We start from the raw sequence: 17,064 nt of genomic DNA, 5'->3' as shown, positions 1-17,064 counted from the left end.
CTGGACACATCCCCAATGCCCATGTCATCGGCTAGAATGTAGACAATGTTTGGCCGGCGATCCCCCTGCGCAAAGGATGTCGCAGAGAATGTAAACATCACTAATAAAATAAATAGGTACCTGCGGGTTAACCGACGAAAAGGAAGCATATCAAGTCAAATTTTACCCATACTAGCATTTTTTTTGATATTCACCGCTTGTTCCCTGCAAAACCGGAGAAAGGAATCCCAATAGATACAAATAGGTAACTACTCAATGGATTACTCCATGGTATATCGCTCCATAAAAACCCGATTTTGGAACCTTGCTGATTTTTGGATAACTTCCCCACCGCTTGATGATGCTATCGTACTCCGATAAGAAAGAGACGGCAAACGAAAGAAGAAATTCCAAGGCCGTTGAATCTGGGCAACGATTACAAATAAACCATCAAGTAGTTTTAAACTTAAATCTTAACATGACCAAAAAACGTATCCTATTTACAGGAGGATCCGGAAAGGCCGGAAAACATGTAATCCCCTACCTGCTGGAAAGGGGCTATCGCGTATTGAACGTAGACCTTACCCCCTTGAACCACCCTGGAGTAGATAACCTCCAAGCTGACATCACCGACTCGGGCCAGATGTTTAATGCCATGAGCTCATACGCCGGATTGGATGAGTTGGAGGGAGGGGCTGGTGTGCCCCCATTCGATGCAGTGGTCCACTTTGCCGCCGTTCCCAGAATTCTGATCAAACCAGACAACGAAACCTTCCGTGTAAACACCGTAGGAACCTACAACGTAATCGAGGCGGCGGTAAAACTCGGCATCAAAAAGATCATCATTGCCTCCTCCGAGACTACCTATGGAATATGCTTTTCCGATGGAAACACCGACCCCAAGGTTCTTCCGCTGGAAGAAGACTACGACGTGGATCCCATGGATAGCTACGGACTGTCAAAGGTCGTAAACGAGCAGACTGCACGGACTTTTCAGCGGCGCTCCGGCTTTGACATCTACGCGCTGCGCATAGGAAATGTGATTGAGCCACACGAATACGAAACGCTTTTCCCCTACTATTTCAAACATCCGGAGGTTCGGCGACGCAACGCTTTCTCCTACATCGACGCGCGTGACCTAGGGCAAATTGTGGATCTGTGCATTCAAAAAAACGGACTAGGCTTTCAGATTTTCAATGCCGGAAACGACCACAACGGTGCAATTATTCCCAGCAACGAACTGGCAGAGCGCTTTTTCCCTGAAGTGCCCCTTTCCAGGGAATTAGGAGAGCACGAGGCCTTGTTTTCCAACAGGAAAATAAAGGAAGTGCTGGGATTCAAAGAGCAGCATAACTGGCAGAAGTACGTATCGGACGGTTCCAAAATTGCCTAAACCCGACCCATTGCGGATCTATATGCTGGACGTTTTCGGTTACTACCACAAATAAATCGTTTGATTCGGTGACTCAAACCTGTTTACCAACATAAGAACAAGATGGCAGAAAAAGTAACTAAGCTGCAATTTATCGTGCATGCAGACAGGGTCGCGGTGATGAACTACCTAACGGATCCAGTTAAATTTGTTTCTGTCCACCCCCTCATTTATCAAATGACGGCCCTTCCTGAAGGCGACTACCTGGTACGTGAAAAGATACCTCTTGGCCCTTTCCCGTACCGCTTTTCTTATACGGCTTCGATAAGCCCGACCACAGACGAAATACACATAAGCGCCAGCGTGATGGGCCTAACCCACATCAACATGTTGTTCCGTTTTGAGACTGCCTCAGGTTCGACGCAGGTCACCGAGGAACTGAAAATTGAATCGGTGCTCCCCATCACGAATTTTATGGCATCATTTTTTAAAAAGCAGCATAGACAGCTTTTCGAGAATATCGAGAAAGCCTTGACCTAGCTTACTCCTCTATGTACGGAGCAATCAACCCGATCAGCAGGGTCGTGACGGAATCGATGGCCGCCCGGTCGGGAGCAGTACCTTTGGAAAGATAATGGGTCCTGATCCAACCCTCTGACACCAAAAAGACGGTTTGAAAAACCCGCTCCTGTGTCGGTCCATCAAATCCAACGTGAAACACACCCCGCTTCCCCAACTCAGAAAAGAGCATCAGGAATAGCTGTCTGCGGCTTTCCATCAATCGGGCATAGGCATGGATCAGCTCCGGATACTGCCCCAAGGTCTTGGGAGACTCCATGAAAAAAAAGCGGTAGCTTGCCATGACGCCAAATACATGCTCGATCTGACCTTTCAAGCGTGCATGGAGATCCCCCAAGTGTTCCTCCACCAAAGTTACCTTGGAGAGTATCTCCTCGTCCATTTGGTTGAATACAGCCAACAGCAAGGCCTCCTTGGTTCGGAAATAGTACCGCACATGCCCATCGCTTATCCCCAATGCCTCCCCAATATCCCGAAAGCTTGTCTGTATCAAGCCCTTTTCGTTAAACAAGGTAACCGCTGCCGAGATTATTTTTTTATCAATCGAACTATTGCTCATTGGAGCAAATTTACAAAAAAAACACCTATATTTGTTTTGCTCAGTTGAGCTAATCAATCAAACCGGTGTTACTCCGATTATGTTTGGGGCGTAGATTTAGAAGGCTCAAGCGATCTGTTTATCGTGCAGACAGGATTTCCAGGGAATGCAGATCGAAAATGACAGGGGTTTGGGGTTTGAACCACGCTATACCCATAATGATATAATTCCATGCGAATAAAGACAAAAAAGAAAATTGCCGTAATCGGGGGAGGAATTGCTGGACTCACCTTTGCCCATTGTCTCGGGTCAGACGGCTACGACATCGAAATATTTGAGCAGAAACCGTCTTTTGGCGAGGCGGGGGCGGCGATCAGTGTATTTCCAAACGCCCTATGTGTCATGGAGGAGATTGGGTTATTGGATCAAATTTTGAGCGCCGGCGGTCATTTCCAGCAGGTCTATATTCGAAACAGCAAAGGCAAAAAGCTCAGTCATTCGACCCCAAAAAGTGACTATCCCGTCATCTGTATTCACCGCGCTGATTTGCATGGGATCTTGCTCACAGGAATACCGGCAACACTATCCCCTGGCTTTGAATTGCAGGACTTTCGGGAAACCAAAAATGGCCAAATAGAAGTTCAGTTCACCAATGGAGAATCGCGGCTGGTAGATGGGCTGGTAGGCGCGGATGGACTTCACTCCCAAGTGCGCCGACACATTATCAACGACGGAGCTCCCATCTACAGGGGATATAATATCTGGCGTGGGGTAGTCGACACAACCTTTGCCACGGGTTATGCCAGCGAAACCATGGGAATTGGCCAACGCGTGGGAATAGTCCCCATTAAGGATGGAAAATACGGCTGGTGGGCTACCTGCAACGAATCCTTTCTACAAAAGGACGACCCAGAAGGCACCAAGGACAAACTGCTACGCCTATTTGGAGATTGGCATGATCCCATACCCGAGCTGATCCGAAACACAGCAACTATACTTAAAAATGGTGCTTTGGACTGGATTCCTACCCGAGGATGGAGCTTGGGGAACGCAACGCTATTGGGGGATGCCGCGCACCCTACCACACCAAACCTGGGACAGGGTGGCTGCATTGCGATAGAAGGAGCCTACCTGCTTGCAAAATGCACCAAAACCCATGGATTGGGCCCCGCAGCATTTCACCGTTACGAACAACTTCAGTTTCCCCGAGCAAAATCCGTCGTAACTGAAAGCCTGCAACTCGGCAAAATTGGGCAGCTTTCCGATCCCTTCTCTACCACGCTCAGAGATTTCATGTTTCAGGTAATCCCGTCAACCCTTGCCATGAAATTAGTAGATAAGTTTTTTTCCTATCGTGTAACAAAAATACCTGTCTGATTTCCCATAAATCAAAGTCCGATCTTTTTTATCTGCACGGTAAACACTAGATTGAACCCTAAAACCACGATCGAAAATGAAAATAGATCCAAGGTACCCCATAGGGAAATTTGAAAAACCAGACCTGATAACCTCCCAACTGTTAGCAGATTGGATAGATAGCCTGTCTGTATTTCCGGCAGCACTAACCCAAGAGGTGATAAACCTATCTGCTTCCCAATTGAACACACCGTACAGGGAAAAGGGCTGGACAGTCAGACAGGTAGTACATCATTGCGCAGACAGCCACATGAATGCTTACATTCGGTTCAAATTGGCTTTGACTGAACAAAATCCGGTGATTAAGCCCTACGAGGAAGCTTTGTGGGCACTGTTGCCAGATAGCGAAATGGATATAGCACCCTCTCTCTCCCTGTTGACCGGCCTGCATGCGAGGTGGTCGAGCCTACTTAAAGGTATGTCTGCCTCGGATTTTTCCAAAACGTACCAACATCCTGAAATGGGGGTAGCGGTACGTCTGGACGAGGCCACTGGCATGTATGCATGGCACTGTAAACACCATCTTGCACACATTCTTATGTTAAAAAGGAGTGCTGGATGGTAGGGATTCGAGTGGGCCTACAGCACCACGCAAAACCCGCCCCTGATATGTTGAGCTTAAATACCCTTTCAAATTCATGCATTTCAGGTGATTTATGTAAAATCTTAGGTTAGATTTGTGAAGTTGGTGTGAAAAAAGATTGGAACCGACAGTCGTTTTCTGCAACCCTTGGAATAAGGGATAGGCAGGTTAAGTGACTATTGAGTTTTCAGGATGGGCTGGAAAATCGGGAAATCCCTTTCAGACCTTCGCTTCGAAACACATCGTGACCACTTAAAAATTAATATAAACACATGAAACAACACATGAGCTACCTTGCCGCGGCGGGGTTTGTATTTGGGAGTTTGCTCCTAACTTCAGCTGCCCTTTGGCAGGAGGGCGAAAAAGGGTTTAAAAGAATATTCAACGGAAAAAACCTCAAAGGTTGGGTGGGAAACACGGAATCCTACCAAGCAAAAGACGGCATGATCGTTATTGAGCCCGTAAAGGGAAGTGGCGGCAATCTATATACCGAAAAGGAGTACGGAGATTTTATCCTGCGTTTTGAGTTCCAGCTTACGCCGGGTGCCAACAACGGGTTGGGAATCCATGCTCCCCTGGAAGGAAACGCTGCCTACCTAGGTAAAGAGCTTCAAATCCTGGACGATACCGCTGAAAAATACGCGAACTTAAAGGACTATCAAGCCCACGGATCCGTCTATGGCGTCATGCCGGCAAAGAAGGGGCACCTCAAGCCTGTGGGTGAATGGAATCAGCAAGAGGTTACAGTGGTGCATCCAACCATCAAAATAGTGCTTAACGGAACGGTAATTCTGGAAGGAGATTACCTGGAAGCGGCAAAAAATGGCACCATCGACGGCGAAGACCATCCGGGATTGCAACGTAGTCGGGGACACATCGGCTTTCTGGGCCATGGAGACGTGGTTCGATTCCGTAACCTGCGTATCAAAGAACTAAATTAAAACCCATCACCTCAACAATCTAATATGAAAGATACCTTAGCAAAAACAGCAAGGAGAGATTTTATCAAAAAAAGCAGCTTGGGCATCTTGGGCCTGAGTATGGCTCCCTCCCTTTTTGCCGAAGCCCGTGCCAATGGTCGCCTTCGTACCGCGCACATTGGGCTTGGGTCTATGGGCATGGCCGATCTGGATGCCATTTCCTCCCATCAACTCGTGGATGTGGTTGCCCTTTGTGACGTCGATAGCGATGCCCTCGCGAAGGCGAAGGCCCTACATCCGAATGCAAAAACCTTTGCGGATTACCGGGAAATGCTGAAGGAAATGAAAAGTGGGATAGACGCAGTAATTGTATCCACCCCAGACCACACCCACGCTCCGGCATCCATGATGGCGATGAAAATGGACAAGCCTGTCTATTGCCAAAAACCACTCACCCACCATGTGAGCGAAGCCAGAGCTATGAAGAAACTGGCCGAAAAGAAGAATTTGGTAACCCAAATGGGCATACAGGTTCACTCATTCTATGACTACAAGCTGGCGACGCTCCTTATCCAATCGGGCATCATCGGCAAGGTGCATACCGTGCGCGCCTGGTCGCCAAAAAACTGGGGATATGACGGGCCGGCTCCTAGCGGGAGTGATCCCGTACCGGCTAACCTAAACTGGAACCTATGGCAAGGTACCGCACCGGAACGCCCCTACAAAGACGGATACTACCACCCAGGCAATTGGCGGAAAATTCTCGACTATGGTTGCGGAACATTGGGCGACATGGGCGTCCATATCTTTGACACCCCATACAATGCGCTGGAGTTGGATGTGCCCAGAACGATTGTGAACGAATGCAGGCAGCCGACCGGGTTTGGATTCCCCGAGCACAACACCGTCACCTATGAGTTTCCGCAAACCAACTACACTGCCGAGACCCTAAAATGGGTATGGTACGACGGCATCGGAGCCCCTGCTGCCCACGAAGACCTTAAACTGCCCAATAACGAAGAATTACCCGATCAAGGTGCCATGTTTATGGGTGAAACCGGTCGTTTGTTGCTCCCGCACTTTCAGCAATTGCCCAGATTGATCGTGGATGGCAAGTACAAAGAGATGGACATCGAGAAGTTCAATTTAGGCGCGCCTGTAAAGGACTATGATTCAGAAAGCAAGAAGCACTACCATCAGTTCGTAGACGCTTGCTTGGGCAAAGACGAATGTTCCGCACCGTTTTCCTACTCTGCGAGGTTGACCGAAACCATTTTGTTGGGCGTAATAGCCGGAAGGTTCCCTAATCAAACCCTACATTGGGATAGCAAAAAGGCCAGGTTTTCTGAAAAAGAAGCCAACCAATTTTTGGATGGCAAATACCGGAAGTTTTAACGCGATGTATTAGTCACTGGAAACAGTCGTCAGAACAATATAGTAGATGTGCAAAATAAGCCCTCGGTGATATTACCGGGGGCTTTTGTGCTATAGTCCGCTGATTCCATGATATTTTTCCTAATTTTACGGACTGTATAGCATTATCCTACCCAGGAACTATGAACCAAAGAATTCCGAACTCGGAAATTATTGAAAAAATCAAGCAGTTGGAGGCAAAGTTTAGAGCATCGGGACAAGATCTGAGCTCGTACCTTGAAGGCCTGCTGCACGCGGATTACCTGAATTATTGGGATTACATCAATCTCGACACCTTACTTACCCTGCAACAGCCACGGACTTCGTTTAAAGACGAAAAAATCTTTATCATTTACCACCAGATAACAGAACTGTATTTTAACCTGATTATTTGGGAAATCGAACAGATATCGGGGCACCGAGATCTATCGCTTACGTTTTTCAAGGAACGCCTAAAGCGGATCAACATGTACTTTGACCTCTTGATTTCATCGTTTGACGTGATGGCAAAGGGAATGGAACGGGATCAGTTTATGAAATTTAGGATGTCGTTGCTCCCTTCGAGCGGCTTTCAAAGTGCCCAATACCGAATGATTGAGATCATGTGTACGGATATCCAAAACCTGATCCACCTACGGGAGAGAGAAGACTACAGAGACATCAATATAACGAGTATAGATTCCCTTTTCGAAATCCTTTATTGGCAGTTTGGTGCCATGGAGTTGTCAACAGGTGAAAAAACGTTGACGTTACAAACGTTTGAAAAAAAGTATGGAGATCAGCTTAAAGAGCTAATCTCTGACTTCCGCAAAAAGAACCTATGGCGTATCTACTTGTATTTTTCGGAAAAAGATGATGAGCTTGCCGATCTGATGCGTGACTTGGATGTAAAAGCAAACGTACATTGGCCGCTGGCCCATTATAAGTCGGCCGTTCGCTACTTGCAGCGGGATCCCATGGATGTAGCCGCTACCGGAGGTACCAACTGGCAAAAATACCTGCCGCCTCGGTTTCAAAAGGTGATATTCTACCCCGAACTCTGGACCGAGATGGAAATGGCCGAGTGGGGGAAAAGCTGGGTGGTCAAAGAGGTTTTTGGCTCCTAAGCTGTTAAAACCGTCCAATCTGCTGACCCTGGGATCGCAATTGAAAGCACTTCTGAACTTTTCTTAGGTAATTTTGGTAGGCTTATCATTGGATTTAAGGATAACTACCTTACCACGCATGAAAAAGGAAATACAACTCACGCTCACCCCTCGAGAAGCATTTGACGAGGAGGCATTTCAAGAGACCGTCCGAAGCCGATTGGGCCTGCCGACATCCGATGCCAGCACCTTGATCCGGCAAATCAGGCGCTCGATAGATGCCAGAAGCCGTCAGGTGAAGGTAAATGTAACCGCGCAAGTATTCGAAAACGAACCAGCAGCTCCGATACGAAACCTTCACTTTGACTACCCATTTGTGGGCAACGAAGATCCCCTTATTATCATCGGCGCCGGGCCAGCAGGCCTTTTCGCAGCCTTGAGGGCTATTGAGCTCGGAGTTAAGCCCATCGTAATAGAAAGAGGCAAGGACGTACGCAGCCGACGTAGAGACCTTGCGGCAATCAACAAGGAGCACATTGTAAACCCGGAATCCAATTATTGTTTTGGTGAGGGAGGGGCAGGAACCTACTCCGACGGCAAACTCTACACCCGGTCAAAAAAGCGGGGGGATATCCGTCGCATTTTGGAGATATTTGTTGCGCATGGTGCCAAAGAAGATATCCTGATCGAAGCCCACCCGCATATCGGCACCAACAAGCTGCCGCCAGTAGTGGCGGCACTCCGTCAGCGAATTTTGGATTCAGGAGGAGAAGTCCTTTTTGAAACCAAAGTAGTAGATTTCCTTTTGGAAGGTCAGGAAATCAAAGGGGTTATCTGTGAGGGAGGCGAAAAGATAAAAGGGATCGGTGTAGTGCTGGCCACAGGACATTCGGCGAGGGACATTTTCCAATTACTGCATCGACGGGAAATTCAGATCGAAGCGAAGCCCTTTGCGGTGGGCGTCCGAATCGAACACAGCCAGCAATTGATCGATCAAATTCAATACCACTGCGGCGCGGACAGAGGGCCCTACCTGCCAGCATCCTCCTACTCCTTGGTGGAACAGTCGACCTACCAAGGTATCCAACGGGGCGTCTTTTCCTTTTGCATGTGTCCTGGAGGGTTTATCGTCCCTTCTGCTACCGCGCCGGGCGAGGTAGTGGTCAACGGAATGAGTCCAAGCAGAAGAGACGGCCGATTTGCCAACTCCGGCATGGTTGTAGCGGTGGAACTAGAGGATCTTCCGGCCTTTGCCTCGTTTGGGCCTTTGGCCAGTTTGAGATTCCAACAGGAAATAGAGCGAAAAGCTTGGGAAATGGGTGGGCGAAGTCAGACGGCTCCGGCACAGCGTATGGTGGATTTTGTAAACAGAAAAGTAAGTACAGACCTACTTCCTACCTCTTACCAACCCGGGCTTCGCTCGGTAGATATGGACACGGTACTTCCTCCCTTTATCACTGAGCGGCTCAGAATGGCATTTGTTTCGTTTGACCGGAAAATGCGGGGCTACTTCACCAACGATGCACAAATCATAGGCGTCGAAAGCCGGACCTCTTCGCCCGTTAAAATCCCAAGAGACAGAGAAACGTTGGAACACCCGCAAATCAAGCGTCTCTACCCTTGTGGAGAAGGGGCTGGATATGCGGGTGGTATTGTAAGTGCTGCGATGGACGGAGAGCGCTGCGCAGAAAAGCTGATTGCCAAGTATAAATCTACCCAAGAGAAACAGGTACATGGACTATAAAAAAACCGTCATAATCGGGGCATCGCCCAACCCCGCCAGGTATGCCTACTTGGCAGCCAAAATGCTAAAGGAGAGAAAAATCCACTTTGTGCCTGTGGGTATAAAGAATGGCGAAGTTTTGGGCGAAGCAATTCTAAACCTGAAGGAAAAACCGCCGATTAGTGAAGTGCATACCGTAACGCTATACATCGGCCCCCAAAATCAGCCAGAATGGTACGACTATCTGCTCTCGCTATCGCCACGGCGGATAATCTTCAACCCGGGCACCGAGAACCCCGAATTGGCCACCCTTGCAAATGAAAAAGGCATCGAAACACTCTATGCCTGCAATCTGGTCATGCTAAGTTCCGGCCAGTTTTGAGCCTCTATACGACACTGACTGGTACCCTATTCAGCTTTTGGCCGCAACGTTATATCGGATCAACAATACCCCTCATTCAGGGTATGTACTTCCGGTATTTTTGTGTATTTTTGTGAATCATACAAGTTTTTAAGAATCCCCTTGATGACCATTGGGGACGCATGTTATTTAACATCCATGAGCAAAGAAAAAGAGTCTAACCGTAGCGATTATTCAGCCCAGAACATACAGGTTTTAGAAGGATTGGAGGCAGTAAGGAAACGACCGGCCATGTACATCGGAGACATCGGCGTCAAAGGCCTTCACCATCTGATTTGGGAGGTAGTGGACAATTCCATCGATGAGGCGTTGGCAGGACATTGTGACACAATAAAGGTTTCGGTGCTCGAAGACAATTCCGTCCGGGTGGAAGATAATGGCAGGGGTATCCCTACTGATTTTCACGAAAAGGAAAACCGCTCTGCGTTGGAGGTTGTAATGACCGTACTGCATGCCGGAGGGAAATTCGACAAAGACACCTACAAAGTATCCGGGGGGCTGCATGGCGTGGGGGTATCCTGCGTGAACGCCCTGTCCACCATGCTGTTAGCCACCGTACACCGGCAAGGCAAAATGTTTGAACAGGAATATTCCCGGGGCGTGCCCCAGTACCCCGTTAGAGAAATCGGTGTAACCGAAAAAAGAGGTACCATCATCCACTTCAAGCCTGACCACGAGATTTTTCAGGTAACCGATTACAAGTATGAAACCATTGCGAACCGGCTTCGGGAGATGGCATTCCTTAACGCTGGCATTCGAATCTTTTTGGAGGACTATCGGGATAAAGACGACGAGGGCAAACCACGTAGTGACGAATTTTTCTCCGAAGGAGGCCTGGTGGAATTTGTGGAATACCTGGACGAAAACAAGCAAAAGATCATAGAGACCCCCATCTACATCGAATCCGAAAAAAATGGGGTTCCGGTACAGGTAGCCATGGGCTATAACAGCTCGTATAACGAAAACGTGGTTTCCTATGTAAACACCATCAATACCTATGAAGGAGGTACCCACGTATCCGGATTCCGACGGGCACTCACCAGAACGCTGAAAGCCTATGCGGATAAATCCGGTATGCTTGACAAGGTGAAACTTGAGATTTCCGGAGATGATTTCAGGGAAGGCCTTACCGCTGTGATCTCGGTAAAGGTCGCGGAGCCTCAGTTTGAGGGACAAACCAAAACCAAGCTTGGCAATTCTGAAGTAATAGGAGCCGTTGACGGAGCCGTGTCTGAAACACTGCAAACCTGGTTGGAAGAACATCCTCGGGAGGCTAAGATAATCGTAGGAAAAGTCATCCTTGCAGCTCAAGCGAGACATGCGGCCAAAAAGGCCCGAGAGATGGTTCAGCGGAAAAACGTACTGGGAGGCGGCGGGCTGCCCGGCAAGCTCGCCGACTGTGCAAACTCCGATCCTGCGGTCTGTGAACTGTACCTGGTGGAAGGGGATTCTGCCGGTGGATCTGCCAAGCAGGGCCGAGACAGGGACTATCAGGCCATCTTGCCACTAAAAGGTAAAATCCTGAACGTGGAAAAAGCACTTGAGCATAAGATATACGACAACGACGAGATAAAGAATATCCTGACCGCACTCGGCGTAAAGATCGGTACCATGAACGATGAAAAGGAACTGGATCTCGCCAACCTTAGGTACCACAAGATCATTATTATGACGGATGCGGATATCGACGGTTCACATATCCGAACACTGATCCTAACCCTTTTCTTCCGCTACATGCGCACCCTAATCGAACGAGGGTATGTATACATCGCCCTTCCACCGCTCTATTTGTTGAAACGAGGCAAAGACGAGCGTTATTGTTGGTCTGAGGAGGAACGTAAACGTATCACCGAGGAAATGGCGGCGGACGGCAAAGTAGACAGCGTGGGCGTGCAACGGTATAAAGGTCTTGGTGAAATGAACCCGGAACAGCTTTGGACGACCACCATGGATCCTAACACCCGTACGCTGAAGCAAGTCACCATTGACTCAGCGGCTGAGGCAGACCATCTCTTCAGTATGCTGATGGGAGACGAGGTGGCACCCCGCAGAGAGTTTATTGAGCGCAATGCCAAATACGCCAAAATTGATACCTAAGGCAGGAAAGATACAATCAAAGTAACCATCTGCCTACAGATAGCGTTATCACAGCGAAGGACCGTCCGTCCATAGCAGGAAAGGAGCCAACGCTCCTTTTTTTATGTTTAGATTATTCGTTAAAATTACAGGGTACACGAAAGGCTTAATGACAGGAAAATGATTCAGAGCGATAAGATAGAGGAAATCATCAACAACAGTGACCTGATAAGCAGGGACCTGAGTTGGCTCAAATTCAATGAACGGGTATTTGATCAAATCTTAAAAGAGCGAAGGAATATTTTCGAAAAATTCAAGTTTCTGGCAATCACCGCATCCAATTTGGATGAGTTCTTTATGATCCGCGTAGGATCCCTTTACAATTACCTAGACTACGACAAAGTAAGGGTCGACTATTCCGGGCTGCGCGAAGATGCCTTCAAACGGAAATTGATGATCGAGTGCCAGAATTTTCACCGTCGTCAGCAAGATATCTTCATCAACGACCTACTGCCAAAAACGGAGGAAGCTGGTTTGATATTGAGTAACGTCAAAAACCTCAGCGATGAAGAGCAAGCAATCATTAAGGACTACTTTTTCAAAGCAGTCTATCCCATGCTTACGCCCATGGTCTTTGACAGCTACCATACTTTCCCGATTTTGATGAACAAACTACTGATATTCGGGGTAATAACCATCAGTGACGGCGACAAAAAAGACAACCGGAAGTTGTCTTTTGTGCAGATACCTTCAAACATACCCCGCTTTTTTGAGGTGGAGCGTGAGAAGGAGACTATTTTCGTTCCTATCGACGAAATCATCCGGGAGCATATATCCTCACTCTTCAGAAACGTCACCATTGAGCACATCAACCTGTTTCGGATTACCCGAAACGGGGATTTTACGCTGGAAGAAAGCGATGATATGGACACAAATTTCCTGGAGGAAGTAAAACGTAAACTCAACGAACGAAAGACCGGACGGGTAGTCCGTATCGAAATAGAAGAAGGGTACAGCAAATGGATGATTAACCTGCTGAAAGAACGCTGGACGATCAGCGATGACAGCATATTCAAGATCCCACGAAAAAGCCTGATGGATTTTACAGGGCTGTGGCAGGTCATAGGCGACAAAAGGTTTAAAGATAAAATACCTCCCACTCCGGATCCGGTGCCTCCTCTTTCCTATCCAGATGCGGCCACCGAAGACATATTCCAGGTTTTGAAGCACAAGGATATCATCCTGCATCATCCCTACAATAACATGGAGCCGATCCTTAATCTGCTAGAAAAAGCGGTGGATGACCCCAGTGTAATGGCCATCAAGATGACCATATACCGGCTGGCCAAAAATTCCAGGATTGTAAATGCATTGCTCCGGGCGGCTGAAAATGGCAAGCACGTATCGGTTCTCTTTGAAGTGAAGGCAAGGTTTGACGAGGAAAACAACATCCGTGAGGCAAAAAAGCTCCAAAAAGCGGGATGCTTCGTAATCTATGGAGTCAGCAATTTCAAAACACACACCAAGTTGATGCTAATTGTCCGGAAGGATGAGGATCGGGTCACGCGGTATGTTCACTTGGGATCGGGAAATTACAACGAGGAAACTTCGCGCATATACACCGACATAGGTTTACTGACCACCAACGAGGTGCTAGCAAACGACGTTTCCGAATTTTTCAATGTAATAACAGGGCACTCGGTACCTTCTACCTACCAAAACTTACTTACCTCCCCCAGGGAGATGAGAAAAAAACTGATCGAGTTCATCGAGGATGAAGCCGAAAACGCCCGCCAAGGGCTATGCTCAGGAATCTTCATCAAACTCAACTCGCTGGAGGATTCAGAATTTATCTATGCACTCTACAGGGCATCACAGGCGGGTGTGCCGATCAAATTGATCATCCGCGGCATCTGCTGCCTCCGGCCTGGTAGGCCTGGTCTGAGCGAAAATATTGAGGTGATATCCATTGTCGGGGATTTTCTGGAGCATTCCCGTATTTATCATTTCCACCATAACGGAAAACACCGCACCTACGTGGGCAGTGCCGATGCTATGGTACGCAGTTTTGACAAAAGACTGGAGTCCCTTTTCCGGGTTGAGACGCCATTTTTGGAGAAACAATTGATGAATATTATTCGATTTAACCTAAAGGACAATGTAAACTCCTATGTCATGCAGGAAGATGGCAATTATGTAAGCAAACAGCCCGGAGAAGAGGGTGAAGAATTCAACATTCACCAAGAATTCTTCAAGCTTTCACCCGAGCAAATTAAGGATGTGAAACTTATTGGTTAGCCAAACCCCTTTCTTGGAGTACTTTCTCAAACAGCAAGTTCATGAGCCCGTCTTTCAAGCCTACATCGGGAACAATCATCCGGGAAGAGCGGGCTGCATCCATCGCCGCCAAATATATTTTGGAAGCGGGAACGATGACATCTGCCCGATCGGCGTTGAGGTTTAGAATATGCATGCGCTCCTCATAGCTGTAGCTGATCAACCGCTCCTGAACGAGCTTTATGGTATGTTTATCCAAGTACCGCTTGTTTTTTCTCGGATTCGACAGCTCCATAATCTTGTTGATATTGCCACCGGTACCAATACAAGTGACGGAAGATTCCCGGTTTAGGTTGGACGCAATGAATTCCTCCATTTCCCGCCATATCGACAATGGAACATGCTCTTCGTCCAAGGTCCTCACAGAACCGATCTTAAACGACCTACTTCCGATCTTTTTGGATCTTTTATAAATATTAAGCTCGGTACTACCACCTCCCACGTCGATGTGAAGGTAGGTCTTTGCATCTATGCTGGACCAAAGCGCTTTGTCAATCAATTCCGCCTCCCGCTCCCCGTCGATTATTTCAATGTGAAGGCCAACGGTTTCGGCTACTTCTTTCGCTATTTCCACCCCATTGACCGACTCCCGCATCGCGGAGGTAGCGCAGACCATGTAGTGATCTACCTCATAAAGCTCCATAAGTTCTTTAAAAACCCCCATAAGGCGAACAAACTTCCGCCTGCTCGCTTCGCTGATTGCCTGATGAAGAAATACGTCCTTTCCCAAACGCAAGGGAAAACGCAGGTACTCCAATTTCTTAAGACCGTAAGTCCCCTGAAAACTGGTTACGGTTGTGATTTGAAGCCGAATGGCATTTGATCCGATATCTACAGCTGCTAACTTCAAGGACAATCGATTGTGATGAAACAACTATTGGAGCTATCAAAATTAAGAAAGAATCGCCCCGCAACGAAAGTTGAAGCAAAAAATAGCGGCATAACCGCTATTTTTTCCGTGCCATTGCCACTACCAGGAGTCCGGCCAAAACGGCAACACCCCCGGCATAAGGAGGCCAATTGACCTCGTTTTCCTTATCTGCGCTTACCTCTATGGGGCCCGCATCAATGATGGTTTCTTCGGTAGTATACGAAATACCGGTGACTACAAACATAATCACGCCAATGGCAATTAAGATAATTCCAAAAATCTTCATGGTAAATTCTAATTGGTTCTACCTACTTAGATCAAAAAGCTTACCAAGCCAAAAACAATGGAAATATAATTACATGGAATTATACTGTCCATCTCGTAGTTTTCTACGGAGACGGAAATAATTTAGGAACCCAAGGGCCACCAATAGAACACTGATTAAAAAGGACAGATAACCAAATTCACGGACGTTTTCAAGGTCTTCGACCTTTATCAATGCAACTCCAGACACCAAAAAATATAGGCTGGTACGAATATAGGCTAACAGCGTCCGGTCATTTGCAAGCTTGGTCCTTTGTCGGGCCAAAAAATCCCGAACAATCAATGGTTCTTCTTTGTTTCCTTCCACAAATTGCGTTTTTTTCATTTAACAACCACCTAAAAAAAATCATTCCATATAAATACGGTAAATTCGCTGCTTCATTTTGTTCGCGTTTCCTTTTTGGGAAAAGCATTCATTCGGAATAAACCATAGTCTAACCCTAATTTTAATACCATGAGAACATTGCTATTACTCTCAAATCTCCTTTTCCTTAACCTGCTAACCCCTCTGCTCGCTCAAATTAACGACTTGGCCGATGCGGTAGATGTGCTATCAGAGGAAGCGAAAAAAGACACCACCTATTGGGTGTCGGAATTTAGCGGGGGCATTAACTTTAATCAAGCAAGTTTCAGCGACAACTGGAAAGCGGGGGGTATCAACTCCGTAGCGTTGGGAAGTATCATTGCCGCAAAAGCCATGTACAAAAAAGACCGGCTTTCTTGGGATAATGAAATCGAATTTCTTTACGGCATTGTGAAAAATGAGGGACAGTCAACCCGAAAATCAAACGACCGAATGTTCTTTGACTCTAAAGTGGGGTACAGAATGTCGTCAAACTGGGGTGCTTTTTTCTCACTCAACTTTCTTAGCCAATTCACGGAGGGGTTTGAGTATGGACCCAACGAATCCCAAACACTGATTTCCGACTTCATGGCTCCTGGCTTTTTGACGTCCTCCCTTGGTTTTGAATACAGACCAAACAACGAGTTCAACCTACGGATCGGCCCTTTTTCGCCCAGGTTTACCTTTGTCAATAATCCCGACATCATTCTGGCGGTACCAAGCAACTATGGCGTTCCGGCAGGTGAAACGACCCGGATCGAGTGGCTCGCCATGCAAATCTTCGCTAATTATAACAAGGACATCAGCGAAAACTTCAACCTAAAGACCCGCTACATGATGTTTGCGAACTACGAAACCCTGAGCATGAAAACCATAGACCACCGGCTCGACGTCACCCTGACAGCCAAAATCACCCAATTCATCAACGTAACCCTTACGGCAATCAGCCTATATGATTTTGACCAAGATCCGGGCATTCAAGTCAGCCAGGCCTTGGCACTTGGCATTTTGTACAAGGTGAATAACAAAAAATAGCCATTCGCTCACCTTTTTTCGATTTGATTTTGAAAATTCCATTTTATGA

The 17,064-nt window shown here is 47.3% G+C and carries 16 protein-coding genes; 12 read left to right on the top strand and 4 right to left on the bottom strand.

Going from position 1 to position 17,064, the window contains the following annotated elements; translation table 11 throughout:
- Positions 1-457: 457 nt before the first annotated feature.
- A complete protein-coding gene (locus ADIS_RS02685; RefSeq protein WP_010852747.1) occupies positions 458-1,372 on the top strand; it encodes an NAD-dependent epimerase/dehydratase family protein in 915 nt (304 codons plus the stop codon).
- 102 nt (positions 1,373-1,474) lie between these two features.
- A complete protein-coding gene (locus ADIS_RS02680) occupies positions 1,475-1,891 on the top strand; it encodes a hypothetical protein (protein ID WP_035804407.1) in 417 nt (138 codons plus the stop codon).
- Position 1,892: 1 nt separating this feature from the next.
- On the opposite strand, the gene ADIS_RS02675 is transcribed toward ADIS_RS02680, so the two are convergent.
- A complete protein-coding gene (locus ADIS_RS02675) occupies positions 1,893-2,489 on the bottom strand; it encodes a TetR/AcrR family transcriptional regulator (protein ID WP_010852745.1) in 597 nt (198 codons plus the stop codon).
- Positions 2,490-2,699: 210 nt separating this feature from the next.
- On the opposite strand from ADIS_RS02675, the gene ADIS_RS02670 reads away from it, so the two are divergent.
- From ADIS_RS02670 to ppk1, 9 genes are all read left to right on the top strand, one after another.
- Positions 2,700-3,845 carry an FAD-dependent monooxygenase gene (locus ADIS_RS02670; protein ID WP_010852744.1) on the top strand — a complete coding sequence of 382 codons (1,146 nt, stop codon included), beginning with the start codon at positions 2,700-2,702 and terminating at the stop codon, positions 3,843-3,845.
- 76 nt (positions 3,846-3,921) lie between these two features.
- Complete coding sequence (locus ADIS_RS02665) at positions 3,922-4,449, top strand: YfiT family bacillithiol transferase (RefSeq protein WP_010852743.1); 528 nt, start codon at positions 3,922-3,924, stop codon at positions 4,447-4,449.
- A 290-nt stretch (positions 4,450-4,739) separates the two neighbouring features.
- The gene (locus ADIS_RS02660) at positions 4,740-5,408 is read left to right on the top strand and encodes a 3-keto-disaccharide hydrolase (RefSeq protein WP_155907078.1); all 669 of its coding nucleotides are present in this window, start codon (positions 4,740-4,742) and stop codon (positions 5,406-5,408) included.
- Between the two features lie 24 nt (positions 5,409-5,432).
- Positions 5,433-6,782: a Gfo/Idh/MocA family protein gene (locus tag ADIS_RS02655; RefSeq protein ID WP_010852741.1), complete on the top strand. Its 1,350-nt coding sequence runs from the start codon at positions 5,433-5,435 to the stop codon at positions 6,780-6,782.
- A gap of 161 nt (positions 6,783-6,943) precedes the next feature.
- Complete coding sequence (locus ADIS_RS02650; protein WP_010852740.1) at positions 6,944-7,906, top strand: tryptophan 2,3-dioxygenase family protein; 963 nt, start codon at positions 6,944-6,946, stop codon at positions 7,904-7,906.
- Between the two features lie 118 nt (positions 7,907-8,024).
- Positions 8,025-9,629: an NAD(P)/FAD-dependent oxidoreductase gene (locus ADIS_RS02645; RefSeq protein ID WP_010852739.1), complete on the top strand. Its 1,605-nt coding sequence runs from the start codon at positions 8,025-8,027 to the stop codon at positions 9,627-9,629.
- Positions 9,619-9,990, top strand: a complete 372-nt coding sequence (locus tag ADIS_RS02640) for a CoA-binding protein (RefSeq protein ID WP_010852738.1) — start codon at positions 9,619-9,621, stop codon at positions 9,988-9,990. The genes ADIS_RS02645 and ADIS_RS02640 overlap by 11 nt, the downstream gene beginning before the upstream one ends.
- Positions 9,991-10,167: 177 nt before the next feature.
- A complete protein-coding gene (gene gyrB / locus ADIS_RS02635; RefSeq protein ID WP_035804405.1) occupies positions 10,168-12,126 on the top strand; it encodes a DNA topoisomerase (ATP-hydrolyzing) subunit B in 1,959 nt (652 codons plus the stop codon).
- Between the two features lie 159 nt (positions 12,127-12,285).
- Positions 12,286-14,403 (top strand): polyphosphate kinase 1, encoded by a 2,118-nt coding sequence (ppk1, locus tag ADIS_RS02630; RefSeq protein WP_010852736.1) that lies wholly within the window; start codon positions 12,286-12,288, stop codon positions 14,401-14,403.
- Here the strand turns inward: ppk1 and ADIS_RS02625 are convergent.
- The 3 genes from ADIS_RS02625 to ADIS_RS02615 form a co-directional block, all read right to left on the bottom strand.
- Entirely contained in the window at positions 14,393-15,292 is a 900-nt protein-coding gene (locus ADIS_RS02625; protein WP_010852735.1) for a Ppx/GppA phosphatase family protein, read from the bottom strand. The two genes, ppk1 and ADIS_RS02625, sit on opposite strands and share 11 nt — an antisense overlap.
- A 97-nt stretch (positions 15,293-15,389) precedes the next feature.
- Entirely contained in the window at positions 15,390-15,599 is a 210-nt protein-coding gene (locus tag ADIS_RS02620; RefSeq protein WP_010852734.1) for a hypothetical protein, read from the bottom strand.
- 69 nt (positions 15,600-15,668) lie between these two features.
- Positions 15,669-15,944 (bottom strand): YidH family protein, encoded by a 276-nt coding sequence (locus ADIS_RS02615; RefSeq protein WP_010852733.1) that lies wholly within the window; start codon positions 15,942-15,944, stop codon positions 15,669-15,671.
- Positions 15,945-16,091: 147 nt separating this feature from the next.
- Between ADIS_RS02615 and ADIS_RS02610 the strand changes: the two genes are divergently transcribed.
- Positions 16,092-17,015, top strand: a complete 924-nt coding sequence (locus ADIS_RS02610) for a DUF3078 domain-containing protein (protein ID WP_081634853.1) — start codon at positions 16,092-16,094, stop codon at positions 17,013-17,015.
- The last annotated feature ends 49 nt before the right edge of the window (positions 17,016-17,064 follow it).

This window comes from Lunatimonas lonarensis (assembly GCF_000390185.1).
Lineage (GTDB): Bacteria > Bacteroidota > Bacteroidia > Cytophagales > Cyclobacteriaceae > Lunatimonas > Lunatimonas lonarensis.
This window is presented reverse-complemented; position numbering and strand designations above follow the sequence as displayed.

Coding starts and splice junctions, on each gene's coding strand:
- gyrB (WP_035804405.1), top strand. CDS start 10,168: ATGAGCAAAGAAAAAGAGTCTAACCGTAGCGATTATTCAGCCCAGAAC.
- ADIS_RS02655 (WP_010852741.1), top strand. CDS start 5,433: ATGAAAGATACCTTAGCAAAAACAGCAAGGAGAGATTTTATCAAAAAA.
- ADIS_RS02680 (WP_035804407.1), top strand. CDS start 1,475: ATGGCAGAAAAAGTAACTAAGCTGCAATTTATCGTGCATGCAGACAGG.
- ADIS_RS02650 (WP_010852740.1), top strand. CDS start 6,944: ATGAACCAAAGAATTCCGAACTCGGAAATTATTGAAAAAATCAAGCAG.
- ADIS_RS02685 (WP_010852747.1), top strand. CDS start 458: ATGACCAAAAAACGTATCCTATTTACAGGAGGATCCGGAAAGGCCGGA.
- ADIS_RS02660 (WP_155907078.1), top strand. CDS start 4,740: ATGAAACAACACATGAGCTACCTTGCCGCGGCGGGGTTTGTATTTGGG.
- ADIS_RS02620 (WP_010852734.1), bottom strand. CDS start 15,599: ATGAAGATTTTTGGAATTATCTTAATTGCCATTGGCGTGATTATGTTT.
- ADIS_RS02670 (WP_010852744.1), top strand. CDS start 2,700: ATGCGAATAAAGACAAAAAAGAAAATTGCCGTAATCGGGGGAGGAATT.
- ADIS_RS02675 (WP_010852745.1), bottom strand. CDS start 2,489: ATGAGCAATAGTTCGATTGATAAAAAAATAATCTCGGCAGCGGTTACC.
- ADIS_RS02610 (WP_081634853.1), top strand. CDS start 16,092: ATGAGAACATTGCTATTACTCTCAAATCTCCTTTTCCTTAACCTGCTA.
- ADIS_RS02640 (WP_010852738.1), top strand. CDS start 9,619: ATGGACTATAAAAAAACCGTCATAATCGGGGCATCGCCCAACCCCGCC.
- ppk1 (WP_010852736.1), top strand. CDS start 12,286: ATGATTCAGAGCGATAAGATAGAGGAAATCATCAACAACAGTGACCTG.
- ADIS_RS02665 (WP_010852743.1), top strand. CDS start 3,922: ATGAAAATAGATCCAAGGTACCCCATAGGGAAATTTGAAAAACCAGAC.
- ADIS_RS02645 (WP_010852739.1), top strand. CDS start 8,025: ATGAAAAAGGAAATACAACTCACGCTCACCCCTCGAGAAGCATTTGAC.